The organism is Kitasatospora sp. NPDC090308 (genome assembly GCF_044769485.1).
Classification (GTDB): Bacteria; Actinomycetota; Actinomycetes; order Streptomycetales; family Streptomycetaceae; genus Kitasatospora; species Kitasatospora fiedleri.
Genome location: NZ_JBIVXY010000022.1, coordinates 18,266 through 33,755, shown reverse-complemented (window position 1 = coordinate 33,755; position 15,490 = coordinate 18,266). Strand labels below are relative to the sequence as shown.

The 15,490-nt window shown below is 76.1% G+C and carries 9 protein-coding genes and 1 pseudogene; 7 read left to right on the top strand and 3 right to left on the bottom strand.

Going from position 1 to position 15,490, the window contains the following annotated elements; genetic code table 11:
• Positions 1 to 96: 96 nt before the first annotated feature.
• From ACIQVD_RS31835 to ACIQVD_RS31825, 3 genes and pseudogenes are all read left to right on the top strand, one after another.
• A complete protein-coding gene (locus tag ACIQVD_RS31835; RefSeq protein WP_402292484.1) occupies positions 97 to 2,541 on the top strand; it encodes a right-handed parallel beta-helix repeat-containing protein in 2,445 nt (814 codons plus the stop codon).
• Between the two features lie 69 nt (positions 2,542 to 2,610).
• Positions 2,611 to 2,916: pseudogene (locus tag ACIQVD_RS31830) on the top strand (transposase); the annotation flags it as partial.
• 95 nt (positions 2,917 to 3,011) lie between these two features.
• A complete protein-coding gene (locus tag ACIQVD_RS31825) occupies positions 3,012 to 6,197 on the top strand; it encodes a BTAD domain-containing putative transcriptional regulator (protein WP_402292482.1) in 3,186 nt (1,061 codons plus the stop codon).
• An 80-nt stretch (positions 6,198 to 6,277) separates the two neighbouring features.
• Here ACIQVD_RS31825 and ACIQVD_RS31820 read toward each other — a convergent pair whose 3' ends face one another.
• Complete coding sequence (locus ACIQVD_RS31820; RefSeq protein ID WP_402292481.1) at positions 6,278 to 7,822, bottom strand: MFS transporter; 1,545 nt, start codon at positions 7,820 to 7,822, stop codon at positions 6,278 to 6,280.
• A gap of 207 nt (positions 7,823 to 8,029) precedes the next feature.
• On the opposite strand from ACIQVD_RS31820, the gene ACIQVD_RS31815 reads away from it, so the two are divergent.
• The 3 genes from ACIQVD_RS31815 to ACIQVD_RS31805 all read left to right on the top strand — a co-directional run bounded on the left by ACIQVD_RS31815 (position 8,030) and on the right by ACIQVD_RS31805 (position 12,293).
• The gene (locus ACIQVD_RS31815) at positions 8,030 to 9,478 is read left to right on the top strand and encodes an arylsulfatase (RefSeq protein ID WP_402292480.1); all 1,449 of its coding nucleotides are present in this window, start codon (positions 8,030 to 8,032) and stop codon (positions 9,476 to 9,478) included.
• Position 9,479: 1 nt separating this feature from the next.
• The gene (locus ACIQVD_RS31810) at positions 9,480 to 10,478 is read left to right on the top strand and encodes a formylglycine-generating enzyme family protein (protein WP_402292479.1); all 999 of its coding nucleotides are present in this window, start codon (positions 9,480 to 9,482) and stop codon (positions 10,476 to 10,478) included.
• Between the two features lie 84 nt (positions 10,479 to 10,562).
• Complete coding sequence (locus ACIQVD_RS31805; RefSeq protein WP_402292478.1) at positions 10,563 to 12,293, top strand: sulfatase; 1,731 nt, start codon at positions 10,563 to 10,565, stop codon at positions 12,291 to 12,293.
• A 121-nt stretch (positions 12,294 to 12,414) separates the two neighbouring features.
• Here the strand turns inward: ACIQVD_RS31805 and ACIQVD_RS31800 are convergent, their stop codons facing one another.
• Together ACIQVD_RS31800 and ACIQVD_RS31795 are read right to left on the bottom strand one after the other, a co-directional pair.
• The gene (locus ACIQVD_RS31800; protein WP_402292477.1) at positions 12,415 to 13,521 is read right to left on the bottom strand and encodes a PLP-dependent cysteine synthase family protein; all 1,107 of its coding nucleotides are present in this window, start codon (positions 13,519 to 13,521) and stop codon (positions 12,415 to 12,417) included.
• 194 nt (positions 13,522 to 13,715) lie between these two features.
• A complete protein-coding gene (locus ACIQVD_RS31795; protein WP_402292476.1) occupies positions 13,716 to 14,579 on the bottom strand; it encodes a PhzF family phenazine biosynthesis protein in 864 nt (287 codons plus the stop codon).
• A gap of 147 nt (positions 14,580 to 14,726) precedes the next feature.
• Between ACIQVD_RS31795 and ACIQVD_RS31790 the strand changes: the two genes are divergently transcribed.
• Positions 14,727 to 15,455, top strand: coding sequence for a polyprenol monophosphomannose synthase (locus tag ACIQVD_RS31790; RefSeq protein ID WP_400693226.1), 729 nt, complete (start codon positions 14,727 to 14,729; stop codon positions 15,453 to 15,455).
• Positions 15,456 to 15,490 lie beyond the last annotated feature (35 nt).

Sequence of the window (15,490 nt, the reverse complement as noted above, 5' to 3'; positions counted from 1 at the left end):
GGTCCGCCGGGAACGCCCCGCGCGCTACGGTGGGGTGATCGCGCAGCGTCCCGACGCAACCGACGCGACCGACGAAGGCGGGGATGACAGATCGTCATGGGTGAGCTCAGGGTCCGGGTCACGCAGGACAGCGCCTCGCGTTGGCGCCGGCGCAGCGGGGAGTACGCCACCCTCCGCGAGGCCCTGGAGGCCGCCGAGCCCGGCGACACCCTGACGCTCCGCGCCGGGACGTTCCGCGAGGCGGTGCTGGTCGACCGGGCGGTGACGCTGGTGGCCGAGGACGGGCCGGGCAGCGTGCGGATCTCCCCGCCGGAGAGCGCGGTGCGCGGCGGCACCGCGCTGACCGTGACGGCCGCGGCCACCGTCCGCGGCCTGGTGGTGGAGGGCTCCGACCGCTCCGCCCCGGCGGTGCTGCTGGCGGGCGCGGACGGCGCGGTGCTGGCCGAGTGCCGGGTGGAGGCCGCCGCCGCGGTGGGCGTGGAGCTGGACGACGGCACCGACGCCCGGCTGGTGGACTGCGTGGTGGAGAACCCGACCGGCCTCGGGGTGCGGCTGCGCGCCCGGTCCCGGGCCGAACTGCTGGACTGCGAGGTCACCGCGGCCGGGCAGAGCGGCCTGGCGGTGCTGGCCGGCTCCCGGCTGCGCGCCGAGCGGGTCAAGGTCCGGCGGGCCGGCGGGGCGGGCGTCCTGCTGGCCGACCCGGGGACGCTGGCGGAGCTGATCGGCTGCGAGATCGCGGAGGTGCGCGGCTCGGGCGTGCAGGCCGAGGCGCAGGCGGTGGGGCGGCTGACCGACTGCACGGTGCACCGGGTCTCCGGCAACGGCCTGAGCCTGGACACCGGCGCCGAGCTGGAACTCTCCTCCTGCCGGGTGCACGAGGTGCCGGAGAACGCGGCGGACCTGCGCGGCGGCGCGAAGCTGACGCTGCGCCAGGTCACCGTGCACGGCTTCGGCCGGGGCGCGCTCTCGGTCTGGGACGGCGGCACCAGGGTGGTCGCCGAGGGCTGCCGCTTCCACTCCGCGCAGGGCGACTACCCGGCGCTGTGGGTGAGCGACGGCGCGGCCGTGGAGCTCGCCGACTGCGCCCTGGACGACCTCCCGGACGCCCTGTTCGTGCTCGACCAGGGCTCGTCCGCGACCGCCCGGGACTGCTCGTTCAGCGGAATCCGCTCCTCCGCCGTCTCGGTCAGCGGCGGTGCCAGCGCGAACCTGTCGGGCTGCCGGATCCAGGGCGCGGGCACCGGCCTGTGGTTCCGCGACCACGGCTCCGGCGGCCTGCTGACCGACTGCGAGATCTCCGACGTCGCGACCGGCGTGATCGTCACCAAGGGCGCCGACCCGGTGCTGCGCGAGTGCACCGTGCGCGGCGCGAGCGAGGCCGGGGTGTACGTGTCGGCGCAGGGCCGGGGCGAGTTCGACACCGTACGGGTCTCGCAGGGCGGCTTCGGCTTCCACGTGATCGACGGCTGCCGGACCCGGCTGATCCGCTGCCGGGCCGAGCGCAACGCCCGGGCCGGGTTCGAGTTCTCCGAGCCGGGGCCGGTCGCCGAGGGCTGCACCTCGGACGACGCGGCGCCGCTCGGGTCCCCGGCCCCGGCCGCCCTGGCCGCCGGACCCGGCCTGCCCGCCCTGCCCGTCGGGGCGGTGCCCGGGCCGGCCGCCCCGCCGCTGGCCACCCTGGTGCAGACCTCCGCCACCGCCGCCGCCACCGCCGTGATCGGGCCGATCCCGGACTGCCGCCCGGCGGACGTGGCGCTGGCCGAACTCGACGCCCTGGTCGGCCTCGCCACGGTCAAGCAGGAGGTGCGCACCCTGATCGACCTGATCTCGGTCGGCCGGGCCCGCCAGCGGGCCGGGCTCAAGGCCCCCTCGCCGCGCCGCCACCTGGTCTTCACCGGCTCCCCCGGCACCGGCAAGACCACCGTCGCCCGGCTCTACGGCGAGATCCTGGCCTCCCTCGGGGTCCTGCAGCGCGGCCACCTGGTCGAGGTCGCCCGGCTCGACCTGGTCGGCGAGCACATCGGCTCCACCGCGATCCGCACCGCCGCCGCCTTCGACAGGGCCCGCGGCGGCGTCCTGTTCATCGACGAGGCGTACGCGCTGGCCCCGGAGGACGGCGGCCGGGACTTCGGCCGGGAGGCGATCGACACCCTGGTCAAGCTGATGGAGGACCACCGCGACGCGGTCGTGGTGATCGTGGCCGGGTACACCGCGGAGATGGAGCGCTTCCTGTCCGCAAACCCCGGCCTCTCCTCGCGCTTCTCCCGCACCGTCACCTTCCCCGACTACACCGCCGACGAGCTCCTCGACATCGCCCGCGCCCAGGCCGCCGAGCACGAGTACCGGCTCGCCGACGCCACCGAGACCGCCCTGCTCCGCCACTTCACCGCCATCGACCGCAGCACCGGCTTCGGCAACGGCCGCACCGCCCGCCAGGTCTTCGAGACCATGGTCGAACGCCACGCCTCCCGGGTCGCCCACCTCCCCTCCCCCACCACCGAGGACCTCCAGCTCCTGGTCCCGGCCGACCTGCCGGGCTGACCGCCGCCGTCCCGCCCCGCTCTTCCGCTCCTCCCATGTCCGATCGCCGGCCGGCTCGTTGAGCCCGGCGTGGGAAAGCGACCGCCGTGGCTGGTGCCGGACGAGCTGTGGGACGAGGTGGAGCCGCTGCTGCCGGTGCGGCGGCGGACGGGGGCGGGACGGCCGTCGCTGGGCGACCGGGGGTGCCTCCAGGGCATCCTGTTCGTGCTGCACACCGGCATCCAGTGGGAGTGGCTGCCGCAGGAGCTGGGCTTCGGCTCCGGGATGACCTGCTGGCGCCGCCTGCGCGAGTGGCAGGACACCGGCGTCTGGGACCGCCTCCAGGGCGTGCTGCTGAGCGAGTTGGACCGCGCCGGCGACCTGGACTGGTCCCGCGTCGGCCGCTGAGCGCGGGGCCCCGGCGGCGGCCCGCGCCCCGGTGAACGGTCGCGGGCGGGGGCTGGCACACTGGCCGGCGGGGGTGGTCCCGGGTGCGGATCGGTGTGCTGGGCCCGTTGGAGGTCCGGGGGTCGGAGGTCGCGGGGGCGCGGCTGCGGGGGCTGCTGGTGCGGCTGGTGGTGGACGCGGGCCGGGCCGTGCCGTCCGAACGGCTGGTGGAGGACCTCTGGGGCGGTGCGCCTCCCGCCGCGCCGGGCAACGCGTTGCAGACGCTGGTGTCGCGGCTGCGGGCCCTGGGCGGGCGGGACGTGGTGGTGGCGGTGGCGGGCGGCTACCGGCTGGGCGCGGGGCCGGGCGAGGTCGACGCGGTGGAGTTCGAGCGGCTGCTGGGGGTGGCCCGCGCGCTGGCCGCCCCGGCGGAGCGGCTGGTGGTGCTGCGGCGGGCGCTGGGGCTGTGGCGCGGTCCGGCGCTGGCGGAGTTCGCCGGTGCGGAGTTCGCGGACGGCGCGGCGCGGCGCTGGGAGGAGCTGCGGCTGGCGGCCGTCGAGGACCGGGTGGAGGCCGAGTTGGCGCTCGGCCTGCACCGGGGCCTGGTGGCCGAGTTGGAGGGGCTGGCCGCCGCGCACCCGCTCCGGGAGCGGCTGCACGGCCTGCTGATGCGCGCCCTGGCGGCCTCCGGTCGGCGGGCGGCCGCGCTGGAGCGGTACGAGCGGACCAGGCGCGCGCTGGCCGAGCAGCTCGGCGTGGACCCGTCCGCCGACCTGGCCGCGCTCCACCTCGCGCTGCTGCGCGGCGAGCCCGTCTCCGCGCCCGTGCCCGCGCCCGCCGCCGGGCCGGGGCCGCGCCGCTCCAACCTGCCGCTGGCGCTGACCAGTTTCGTCGGCCGCGAGCAGGAACGGGCGGCGGTGCGCGAACTGCTCGGCGCGGCAAGGCTGGTGACGCTGACCGGGCCCGGCGGGGCGGGCAAGACCCGGCTGGCGGTGGAGGTCGCGGCGGAGCTCGCGGACCGGTACCCGGACGGGGTGTGGCTGGTGCCGCTGGCGCCGGTGGGTTCGTCCGCCGAGGTGGCGCAGGCCGCGCTGCTGGCGGTCGGCGTCCCGGACGTGCTGCGGGTGGGCGAGCCGCTGGGCGTGCTGCCGCCGCCGGTCGAGCGCCTGGCGGCGGCCCTGGAGCACCGCCGGCTGCTGCTGGTGCTGGACAACTGCGAGCACCTGCTGGACGGGGCGGCCGAGTTGGCGGCCGGGCTGCTGTCCCGGGCCCCGCACGTCCGGGTGCTGGCCACCAGCCGGGAGCCGCTCGGGCTGACCGGCGAGTCGCTGTGCCCGGTGCCCTCGCTGCCGCTGCCACCGCTCACCCCGGAGGCCGCGGACGGCCCGGACGCGGTGCTCGGCTCCCCCGCCGTGCGGCTGTTCGCGGACCGGGCGGCCGCGGTCCGGCCGGGCTTCCGGGTCGACGCGGACTGCGCGCCGCTGGTGGTGGACATCTGCCGGGCGCTGGACGGCATCCCGCTGGCGATCGAGCTGGCGGCGGCCCGGACCAGGTCGCTGACGCTGCGGCAGGTCGCGGACCGGCTCGACGACCGCTTCCGGCTGCTGGCCGGCGGCGACCGGGCGGCGCTGCCCCGGCACCGGACGCTGCGGGCGGTGGTCGACTGGAGCTGGGAGCTGCTGGAGGACGCCGAACGCGCGGTGCTGGCGGGGCTGTCGGTGTTCGCGGGCGGGGCGACGCCGGAGCACGCCGAGCGGGTCTGCGGGCCGCTGGCGCCGGGGGCCGACGTGGTCGGGGTGATCGCCGCGCTGATCGACAAGTCGCTGGTGCGGGCGGTGGGGGACGGCGCGGGCGGCGAGGTCCGCTACCAGCTGCTGGAGACCGTCCGGGCGTACGCCGCCGAGAAGTCGGCGGAGTCCGGCGCGGCGGCCCGCACGGCGGACGCGCACGCCGCCTGCTTCCTGGCGCTGGCCGAGCGGGCCGAACCGGAGCTGCGCGGCCCGGGGCAGGTGCGCTGGTCGGCGCGGCTGGACGCGGAGCGGGACAACCTGCACGCCGCGCTCGGCCACCTGGTCGCGGCCGGCGACGCGGCGGGCGCGCTGCGGCTGGCGGGCGCGCTGGTCTGGTTCTGGATCACCGGCGACCGCGCGGGCGAGGCCGGCGGCTGGGCGCTCGCCGTCCGCGAACTGGTCGGCGGGCGGGTCCCGCCGGGCCTGGCCGACGCCCACGCGCTGTGCACCACCGTCGCCGTCCTGGTGGGCACCGTGGGCGGCCCGGAGGAGCCCGGTCCGGCGGCGGTCCGGCAGGCCGTGGCGACGGTCCTGGCGACCGTCCCGGACCGGCCGGCCCACCCGGTGCTGCACCTGCTCCGGCCCGGCTGCGCGCTGCTGCTGGACGACCGGCCGGCCGGCCTGCGCGGCCTGCGCGAACTGCTCGGCCACGCCGACCCGTGGGTCCGGGCGGCGGCCCACCTGGGGCTCGGCCACCTCGCCCTGGACGAGGGCCGGTTGGAGCCGGCCGCCGAACACCTCGATTGCGGCAGCCGGGCGTTCGAGCGGATCGGCGACCGGTGGGGCCGCAACGCGGCGATCGGCGGGCTGCTCGAACTGGCCCTGATCCGCGGCGACGGCCCGGCGGCCGTCCGGCTCGGCGAGGAGGCGTACCGGACGGGCGCGGCGGCCGGAGCGGACCACTGCGCCCCGGTGCTGGTCCAGTTGGGCCGGGCCCGGGCCGAGGCGGGCGACCCGGTGCGCGGGCGGCAGGACCTCGAACGGGCCGTCGGCATCGCCGAACGCCTCGGCGAGCACGCGAACGCCGCCGCCGGACTGCTCGCCCTCAGCGACCTCGCCCGCCGCTCCGGCGACCCGGCCGCGGCCCGCGCACCGCTGCTGCACGCCCTGGAGTCGCTCGACGCCCGGACCGGCCGCGCCGAACTGCGCCGGGCGGCGGCCCTGGTGCACAGCCGGCTCGGCTGCCTCGCCGAACAGCAGCACGACCTGGCCGAGGCCGCCCGCCGGCACGCCGAAGCCCTGGCCGCCCTCGGCCAGGACCCGCACCGCCGCACCCGGGCCGTCCTCGCCGAGGGCCTGGCCGCACTCGCCGCCGCCCGCGGCGAACACCGGCACGCCGCCGCGCTCCTGGGCGCCGCCCACACCCTGCACGGGTACCGCCCCACCCGCAGCCCCGACGCCACCCGGGCCACCGAAGCCGCCACCCGCGCCCTCGGCCCCACCGCCTTCGCCGCCGCGTACGCCCACGGCCGCCACCAGCCCCCGGAGCTGCGCGGCTAGGCCCCGCCCGCCCGGCCGGGCACGCGCTCCGGAGGGACGGCGCACTCGCGTCGCAGGGCTCCCGCCCCCCGGCGCGCGGTCTACACCGCGGCGGGCGCCGTCTCGTCGGCGGTGGTGTCCGGCAGCGGTGCCGCGGTCCGGCCGGGGAGGAACAGCGCGGCGAGGACCGCGGCCAGCAGGGCGACCGCGCCGCAGGCGGTCAGGACCCCGCTCATGCCGTGGACGAAGGCGCCGTGCGCGGAGGCCGACAGGGCGGGGTCGTGCAGGCGTGCGGCGACCGCGTCGGCGCCCGCGACCGAGTCCCGGGCGGTGGCGGCGGCGGGTCCCGGCAGGGCGTCCACGTCGATCCGGGCCAGGTAGCCGGCGCTCAGCAGGCTGCCGAGGCCCGCGACTCCGAGTACGCCGCCGACCTGCTGGAGCGTCTCCAGTAGGCTGGTGCCGACGCCGGTCCTCGCCTCCGGGAGGGAGGCCATCACGATGCTGGTGGACGGCACGACGACCAGGCCGAAGCCGACGCCGACCACCGCCAGCCAGAGCGCGGTGGACCCGTACCCGCTGTCCGGCCCGGCGCCCGCGCCGAGGAACACGCCCACCGCCAGCGCCGCCAGCCCGGCCGGGGCGACCACCCGGGCGCCGATCCGCGGCACCAGTCCCTCGCTCAGCGCGGCGGACACCATCAGCCCGCCGATCAGCGGCAGCACCCGCAGGCCGGTGCCGAACGCGTCGTACCCCTGGACGGTCTCCAGGTACTGCGGCACCACGAACAGGATGCCCATCACCGTGAAGTTGCCGAACACGGCCGTCAGCGTGCCCCAGGAGAACCGGCGGTCGGCGAACAGCGCCGGGTCGACCAGCGGTTCGGCGGCCCGGCGCTGCTGCCGCACGAACAGCGCCAGCAGCACCGCCGCCGCGCCCAGCGCGCCCAGCACCGACGGGTCGGTCCAGCCGTCGGTCGGGACCAGGATCGTCCCGTAGACCAGCGCGGTGAGGCCGACCGTGCCCAGTGCGGTGCCGAGCCCGTCGAACGGCGCCGTGCGGGTCCGGTCCCGCGGGCCGTCGCCGGGCAGCAGCAGGGTGCCCGCCAGCAGCGCGACCGCCACCACCGGGACGTTGAACAGGAACACCGAGCCCCACCAGAAGTGGTCGAGCAGCCAGCCGCCGATCACCGGCCCGGCGGGCATGCCCAGCGCGGCGGCGGCCGTCCAGACCGCGATGGCCCGGGGGACCTCCTCCTTGGGGAAGATCCGCGACAGCAGCGCCATCGAGATCGGCATGATCATCGCCGCACCGAGGCCCATCGCCGTCCGCACCGCGATCACCCCGCCGGCGGACCCGGTGAAGGCCCCCGCCAGCGAGGCCGCGCCGAACAGGCCGACGCCCGCGGTCAGCACCCGCTTGTGCCCGAGCCGGTCCCCGATCCGTCCGACCGGCAGCATCGCCACGCTGAACGTCAGCAGGTAGCCGCCGCCGATCCAGAGCAGCTCCGTGCTGTCCGCCCCCAGGTCCCGGGCCAGCGTCGGCAGCGCCACGTTGACGATCGTCCCGTCCAGCCCGATCACCAGCACGGTCACCACCAACGCCCCCAGCGCCCACCACCGCCGGGCCGAACCAACCGCTTCCACCATCACGCCCTCCAGGACATCCGTGCCGATTCCCCCACCCTCCCGGGGGCCCTTGGCACCGCGCTGGCACGGCGCTGGCACGCGGGCCGCACCCCGCCGGACGCCCGGAGCCGGGGCGGCGGGCCGCCGGGTGTTACCCCACATGTCTGCTACGTTGCCATCTACCGGAATCCGTTGATTCGGATATCGCATACGTGGTGTCGTCTCCCCATGCCCTCACGGAACCCCTCCGGCCGGTCGACCACCGGCCCGTCCCGCCGCGCCCTCCTCGCCGGTGCCGTCGCGACCGCGCTGGCCGGCCTGGCCACCGCTCCCGGCGCCACCGCCGCCCCGGCCGCCGCCACCGCACCGACCGCCACCGCACCGACCGCCACCGCACCGACCGCGGGCGGCCGGCGGCCGAACATCCTGCTGATCGTGCTCGACGACCTCGGGTGGAACGAACTCGGCTGCTACGGCCAGCGGGTGATCAGGACGCCGGTGGTCGACCGCCTCGCCGCCGAGGGGGTGCGGTTCACCCAGGCGTACGCGAACCCCTCCTGCGCGCCGACCCGGGCCTCGCTGCTGACCGGCCGGCACACCGGCCACTCGCGGGTGAAGTCCAACGCGGACGCCGCCCGGGGGCTGGCCGCCGAGGACGTGACCGTGGGCGAGGTGCTGCACGCGGCCGGCTACGCCACCGGCCTGATCGGCAAGTGGGGCCTCGGGCCCGACACCGGGGACAGCCCCAGCCACCCCAACCGGCAGGGCTTCGACCACTTCTTCGGCTACATCGACCAGGTGCACGCCCAGGACTACTGGCCGACCTACCTGTGGCGCAACGGCGAGCGGGTCGACCACCCCGAGAACGAGGGCGCCGACGTCACGTACGCCGTCGACCTCTTCACCCGGGAGGCACTGGACTTCATCGACCGCCACCAGGACGGGCCGTTCTTCCTCAGCCTGAACTACAACACCCCGCACGCCCCCAACGAGATCCCCGACGACGCGCCGTACTCCGCCGAGCCGTGGCCGCAGGGCGAGCGCAACCACGCCGCCCAGATCACCTACACCGACACCCGGATCGGCACGGTGCTGGACCGGCTGGCCCAGCGCGGCCTCGCCGACGACACCCTGGTCGTCTTCGTCAGCGACAACGGGCCGCACGCCGCCGGGGCCCACTTCGAGCACGTGGGCAGCACGCTGCCGCACGACCCGGAGTTCTTCGACAGCAACGGCCCGCTGCGCGGCATCAAGTTCTCGGTGTACGAGGGCGGGGTCCGGGTCCCGCTGATCGTCCGGCTCCCCGCGTCCCTGCGGACCGCGAGCACGCCGAAGCCCGGCACGGTGCTGCGCGACCGGGTGGCCGTGTGGGACTTCCTGCCCACGCTGGCCGAGTTCGGCGGCGGCGCCACGCCGCCCGGCCTGGACGGGGTGTCGTTCCGGCGCGCGCTGACCGGCCCCGGGCAGCCCGCCCGGCCGCCGCTGTACTGGCGGGCCGAGGACGGGGCGGAGGCGGTGCGCTTCGGCCGGTGGAAGGGGGTGCGCCCGGCGGGCGGGCCGGTCGAGCTCTACGACGTGTTCGCCGACATCGGCGAGCGGAGCGACGTGGCCACCGCCCACCCGGACCTGGTCGGCCAGGCCGAGCAGTTGCTCGCCGACGCGGTCGCCGGGGGCTGACGTGCACTGCTGCTCCCCGTCCGCCGGGGCCGCGTCGTGCGACGGCGGGCCGCTGCCGCTGCCGACCCTCGCGCCGCCCCCGCCCGCCCCCTTCCGCCCGGCACCCGAGGCGCGCCGGACCCGGGGCCAACTCCTGCTGCCGGGCGGCACGTTCGCGATGGGCGACGCCTTCGGCGAGGGCTACCCGCAGGACGGCGAGGGGCCCGTGCACGAGGTGCGCCTGGACCCCTTCCACCTCGACGCCACCACGGTCACCAACGCCGCGTTCGCCGCGTTCGTCAAGGCCACCGGCTACGTGACCGAGGCGGAGCGGCTCGGCGTGTCCGCCGTCTTCCACCTCACCGTCCAGGCCCGCCCGGCGGACGTGCTCGGCCGAGCCACCGGCACGCCGTGGTGGCTGGTCGTCCGGGGCGCCTGCTGGCGCCACCCCTACGGACCGCTCTCCTCCATCGGCGAACTCCAGAACCACCCGGTGGTGCAGGTGAGTTGGCACGACGCCCAGGCGTACTGCGCCTGGGCGGGCAAGCGGCTGCCCACCGAGGCCGAGTGGGAGTTCGCCGCCCGCGGCGGCCGGGTGGGCAACCGGTTCCCCTGGGGCGACGACCTCACCCCGCGCGGGCGCTGGCTGTGCAACATCTGGCAGGGCGACTTCCCGTCCCGCAACACCGCCGAGGACGGCTACCTGGCCACCGCCCCCGCCAGGTCGTACCGGCCCAACGGCTACGGGCTGTGGAACCCGGTCGGCAACGTCTGGGAGTGGTGCGCCGACGCCTTCGCCGCCGACACCTACGCCGCCCGCGCGGGCGGACCGCCCGTGCACGACCCGCGCGGACCGCTGAGCGGCCCCGCCGGGGCCCGGGTGATGCGGGGCGGCTCGTACCTGTGCCACGACTCGTACTGCTACCGCTACCGGGTCGCGGCCCGCTCCGGCAACACCCCCGAATCCGCCGCCGCCAACATCGGCTTCCGCTGCGCCAACGACGCGGACGCCCCGCGCTGACCCGCACGACCCGCACGACCCGCGTCGGCCCGGACACCCGCACCGACGCGGGCACCCCACCCTCCGGAAGGACCCCGTGACCCCATGACCGGCACCCGCCGCAAGGCCCTCGGCGCGCTCGCGCTCCCGGCCGCGCTCACCCTCTCCGTCCTCGCGGCCCCGGCCACGGCCCAACCCGCCCGGCCCGCCGCCTCCACCGCCTCCGCCGCACCGGCGAAACCGAACATCGTGCTGATCCTGGCCGACGACCTCGGCTGGGCCGACGTCAGCACCCCGCTGACCACCGCCGGCCACCCGAACGACTACATCGAGACCCCGGCCGTGGCCCGGCTCGCCCAGCAGGGCGTGGCCTTCGACAACGCGTACGCCTCGCAGAACTGCGCGCCGAGCCGGGCCGAACTGCTCACCGGCCTCTACCCGACCCGGCCGGACAACAACATCTACCAGGTGGACGACCTCAACCGGGGCGGCAGCGAGACCCTGCTGGTCGGCCCCGCCCAGGGCCTGCCCGACGGCGCGCCCGACCTGCCCGGGCGGGTGACCACCGTCGGCGAGACGCTGCGGGGGGCCGGCTACACCACCGGGTACGTGGGGAAGTTCCACGTCGCCGAGCACGACTCCGACATCACCTCGGTGCACGGCTTCGACGAGAACATCGGCGGCTCCTCCGCCGGCCAGCCCGGGGCCTACCACGCCAAGGGCGGGGTGTTCGCGTCGGAGATCGGGCCGGGGCTGGACGCCTTCGGGGCCCCCTACACCCAGCAGTACGTGGACGCGAACATCAAGCCGTACGCCCGCGGCGAGGACCCGGCGGCCGTCAACGCCCTGGTCGGCACCGACAAGCACGTCACCGACGCGGTGACGGACGCCACCATCGACTTCGTCGACCGGCACAAGGACGCGCCCTTCTTCGCGTTCATGGGCTCCTACGCCGTGCACAACCCGGTCAGCGCCGGGCAGGCCCGCGCCGACCTGCTGGCCAAGTACCGGCAGAAGAAGCCCGGCACCGGAATCTCGAACGCGGCCTACGCGGCCCTGACCGAGGGGCTCGACCAGGGCGTCGCCCGGGTGGTCGACCACCTGGAGACCACCCCGGACCCGCGCAACCCCGGCCACGCGCTGGCCGACAACACCGTCGTCGTCTTCGCCTCCGACAACGGCGGCCTGGGCACCTACACCGACAACGGCCCGCTGCGCGGGCAGAAGGGCGAGCTGCACGAGGGCGGCCTGCGGGTCCCGCTCATCGCCTGGTCGGCCAACCCCGCACTGGTGCGGGGCGGCCGGGTCGACTCGACCCCGGTGGACACCATCGACTACTACCCGACCTTCGCCGCGCTGGCCGGCGCCGCCCTCCCCGCCGGGCAGCCCCTGGACGGGAAGGACCTCAGCCGGCTGTTCGCCGACCCGGCGGCGACGGTCGACCGCGACGCCCTCTACTGGCACCTGCCCGGCTACCTCGCCGAGAACGGCCGCGACCAGCGCCCGCAGTCGGTGATCCGCTCGGGCCGCTGGAAGCTGGTCTTCGACTACGAGACCCACTCGGCCGCCCTGTACGACCTGGTGAACGACCTCGGCGAGACGCACGACCTGGCGGGCGAGCAGAAGGCGGTCGCGCACAGCCTCGGGCTCAAGCTGATCAACTGGCTGGAGCAGACCCACGCCCCGCTGGCCACGCTGCGGGCCGGCCACGAGCCGATCTCCTTCCCCGTGCTGGGCAAGACCTACTCCGGCGGGCAGATCACCCGGCACGTCGGGGAGAACGTCACCGTGCAGCCGGGCCAGGAGATGCCGTTCGTGCTGCCCAGGGTCCAGTGACCCCGGGCGCCGCCACCGCGGGCCGCACCGGCGAACCGGCCTGACGCCCCCTCGGCCCCCGGCCCTCGATCCCCTGCCTCCGGCCCCCTGCCTCCGGCCCCCTGCTTCCGGCCCCCGGCCCTCAGCCCTCGGCCCAGTCGCCGCCCGCGAGGAACCCCTCCAGGGCGGCGCGGTGCGGCCGGGGGTCGAGGTGCTCGGCGGCCAGCCACCCGTCCGAGTAGTACTTGTCGAGGTAGCGGTCGCCCGGGTCGCAGATCAGGGTGACGACGCTGCCGGTGCGGCCCTCGGCGCGCATCTCGGCGACGATCCGCAGCGCGCTCCACAGGCCGGTGCCGGTGGAGGCGCCGGCCTTCTTGCCGAGGACGTCGGCCAGCAGGTGGACGGCGGCGATCGAGGCCGCGTCGGGGACCTTCATCATCCGGTCGATCGCGCCGGGCACGAAGGAGGGCTCCATCCGGGGGCGGCCGATGCCCTCGATCCGGGAGCCGGTGGGGCAGTGCGCCTCGGGGTCGTGGTGGACCCAGCCCTCGAAGAAGCAGGAGTTCTCCGGGTCGGCGACGCAGATCCGGGTGTCGTACTGCATGTAGCGGACGTAGCGGGCGATGGTCGCGGAGGTGCCGCCGGTGCCGGCGGTGGCGACGATCCAGGCCGGTTCGGGGTGGGGTTCGAGGCGGAGCTGGGCGAACACGGACTCGGCGATGTTGTTGTTGCCGCGCCAGTCGGTGGCCCGCTCGGCGTAGGTGAACTGGTCCATGTAGTGGCCGCCGGTCTCGGCGGCGAGTTCGGCCGCGGCGGCGTAGACCTGGCCCGCGTTGTCGACCAGGTGACACCGGCCGCCGTGGAACTCGATCAGTTCGATCTTGGCGCGGCTGGTGCCGCGGGCCATCACGGCGACGAAGGGGACGCCGATGAGCTGGGCGAAGTACGCCTCGGAGACGGCGGTGGAGCCGCTGGACGCCTCGATGACCGGCGCGCCGGGCCGGATCCAGCCGTTGCACAGGCCGTACAGGAACAGCGAACGGGCCAGCCGGTGCTTGAGGCTGCCGGTGGGGTGGGTGGACTCGTCCTTGAGGTACAGGTCGATGCCCCACTCGGCGGGCAGCGGGAAGCGCAGCAGGTGGGTGTCGGCGGAGCGGTTGGCGTCGGCCTGGACGCGGCGGACGGCTTCCTTGAGCCAGGCCCGGTACTCGGGGTCGGTCCGGTCCACGTCCTGGGTGTGGTCGCTCATCGCACGCTCTCCTCGCCGCCCGCCGGGGCTCCGGTGCCGGGTACCCCGGCCCGGACCCCCGAATTCCCCACCCAGTGTAACAGTCGACTACGATAAGTGACGATTACCGAAGCCCCAGCTTCCCCTTATGGCAACGCGTGGCAACGCGCGTCAACGAGCGGGGAGGCCGGGGCCGGTGGGGCGTCGGGCGCCCGCTACATGGGCACCGCCCGCCCGGTGACCCGGACCCGGCCGTCGCCCTCGACCAGGTCCACGGTGAGCACGCCCGGGCGGCCGAGGTCCTCGCCCTGGTGGAGGGTGAGGCGGGCGGCGGTGAGGCCGCGCAGCTCGCGCAGGTAGCCGCCGAAGGCCGCCGCGGCGGCGCCGGTGGCCGGGTCCTCGACCACGCCGCCCACCGGGAACGGGTCGCGGACGTGGTAGGTGGCGGCGTCCTGCTCCCAGACCAGCTGGAGGGTGGTCAGGTCGAGCCGCCGCATCAGCGCGGCGAGCGCGTCGAAGTCGTAGTCGAGGTCGGCGAGCCGGGCCCGGGTGGCCGCGGCGAGCACCAGGTGGCGCGCACCGGCGTAGGCGATCCGCGGCGGGAGCCGGTGGTCCAGCTCCTCCGCCCGCCAGCGCAGCGCGGCCAGCGCCTCGGCGACGTCGTCCTCCGCCGCGTCCTCGACCGTCGCGGGGACGCTGGTCAGGGTGGCCCGGTAGCCGTCCGCGGCGCTCCCCGTGACGGTGACCGGCACCGGCCCGGCCTGGGTGGTGAACAGGAACTCGCCGGGGCCGTGCCGTTCGCCGAGGGCGACCGCGGCGGCGATGGTCGCGTGGCCGCAGAACGGGACTTCGGCCAGCGGGCTGAAGTAGCGGACGGCGTAGCCCCGCGGCCGGTCGGGGTCGGCGGTGAGGAAGGCGGTCTCGGAGTAGCCGAGGCGGGCGGCGAGGGCGAGTTGCTCCTCGTCGGTGAACGGGGCCGCGTCCAGCACCACCCCGGCGGGGTTGCCGCCGGCCGGGTCGGCGGTGAAGGCGGCGTAGTGCAGCGGTTCGGGACGGTGGCCCGGTGCGGTGGGGGTCATGCCTGCTGAACGGGACGGCCGGGGCCGGTGATTCCCGGGGCCCCGCCGGGGCCGGTGCCGGGGCCGGAACGGCCCGGGGGGACGGGCGTTCGGACGGGAACGCTAGACTGCCGCATCCCGCTCGCACGGCATCGAGGAAAGAAGAACATGGCTGAGGTCCACCCGAAGGTAGTTGTGGTTGTTCCGACCTACAACGAACGGGAGAACCTGCCGGTCCTGGTCGGTCGGCTGGCCGACCTCGGCATGGAGAACCTGCACGTGCTGGTCGTCGACGACAACTCCCCGGACGGGACCGGCGAGGTCGCGGACAAGCTGGCGGCCGAGTCGGGCGGCAGCGTCTCGGTGCTGCACCGGACCGAGAAGGACGGCCTGGGCCGGGCCTACATCGCGGGCATGTCGCGGGCGCTGGAGGACGGCGCCGACATCGTGGTGCAGATGGACGCCGACCTGTCGCACCCGCACACCGCCGTCCCGGCGATGGTGGAGAAGCTGACGGGGACGGACGCCTCGGTGGTGCTGGGCTCGCGCTACGTGCCGGGCGGCTCGACCGCCTCGGAGTGGCCGTGGCATCGCAAGGCGCTGTCGGCCTGGGCGAACTTCTACGTCAACGCGATCCTCCAGCTGAAGGTGAAGGACGCCACGGCCGGCTTCAAGGCGTGGGAGGCCGAGGCGCTGCGCCGGGTCGACCTGGACTCGGTGCGCTCGAACGGCTACTCGTTCCAGGTCGAGATGAACCACCGGGTGGTCCGGCAGGGCATGCGGATCGCCGAGGTGCCGATCCGCTTCGAGGAGCGGGTCGAGGGCATGTCGAAGATGAGCCTGGGCGTGCAGCTGGAGTCCGCGGTGGCCCCCTGGAAGCTCCGCTTCGGCAAGTAGGCAAGTAGACAAGTAGGCAGGCAGACCGGCAGGCG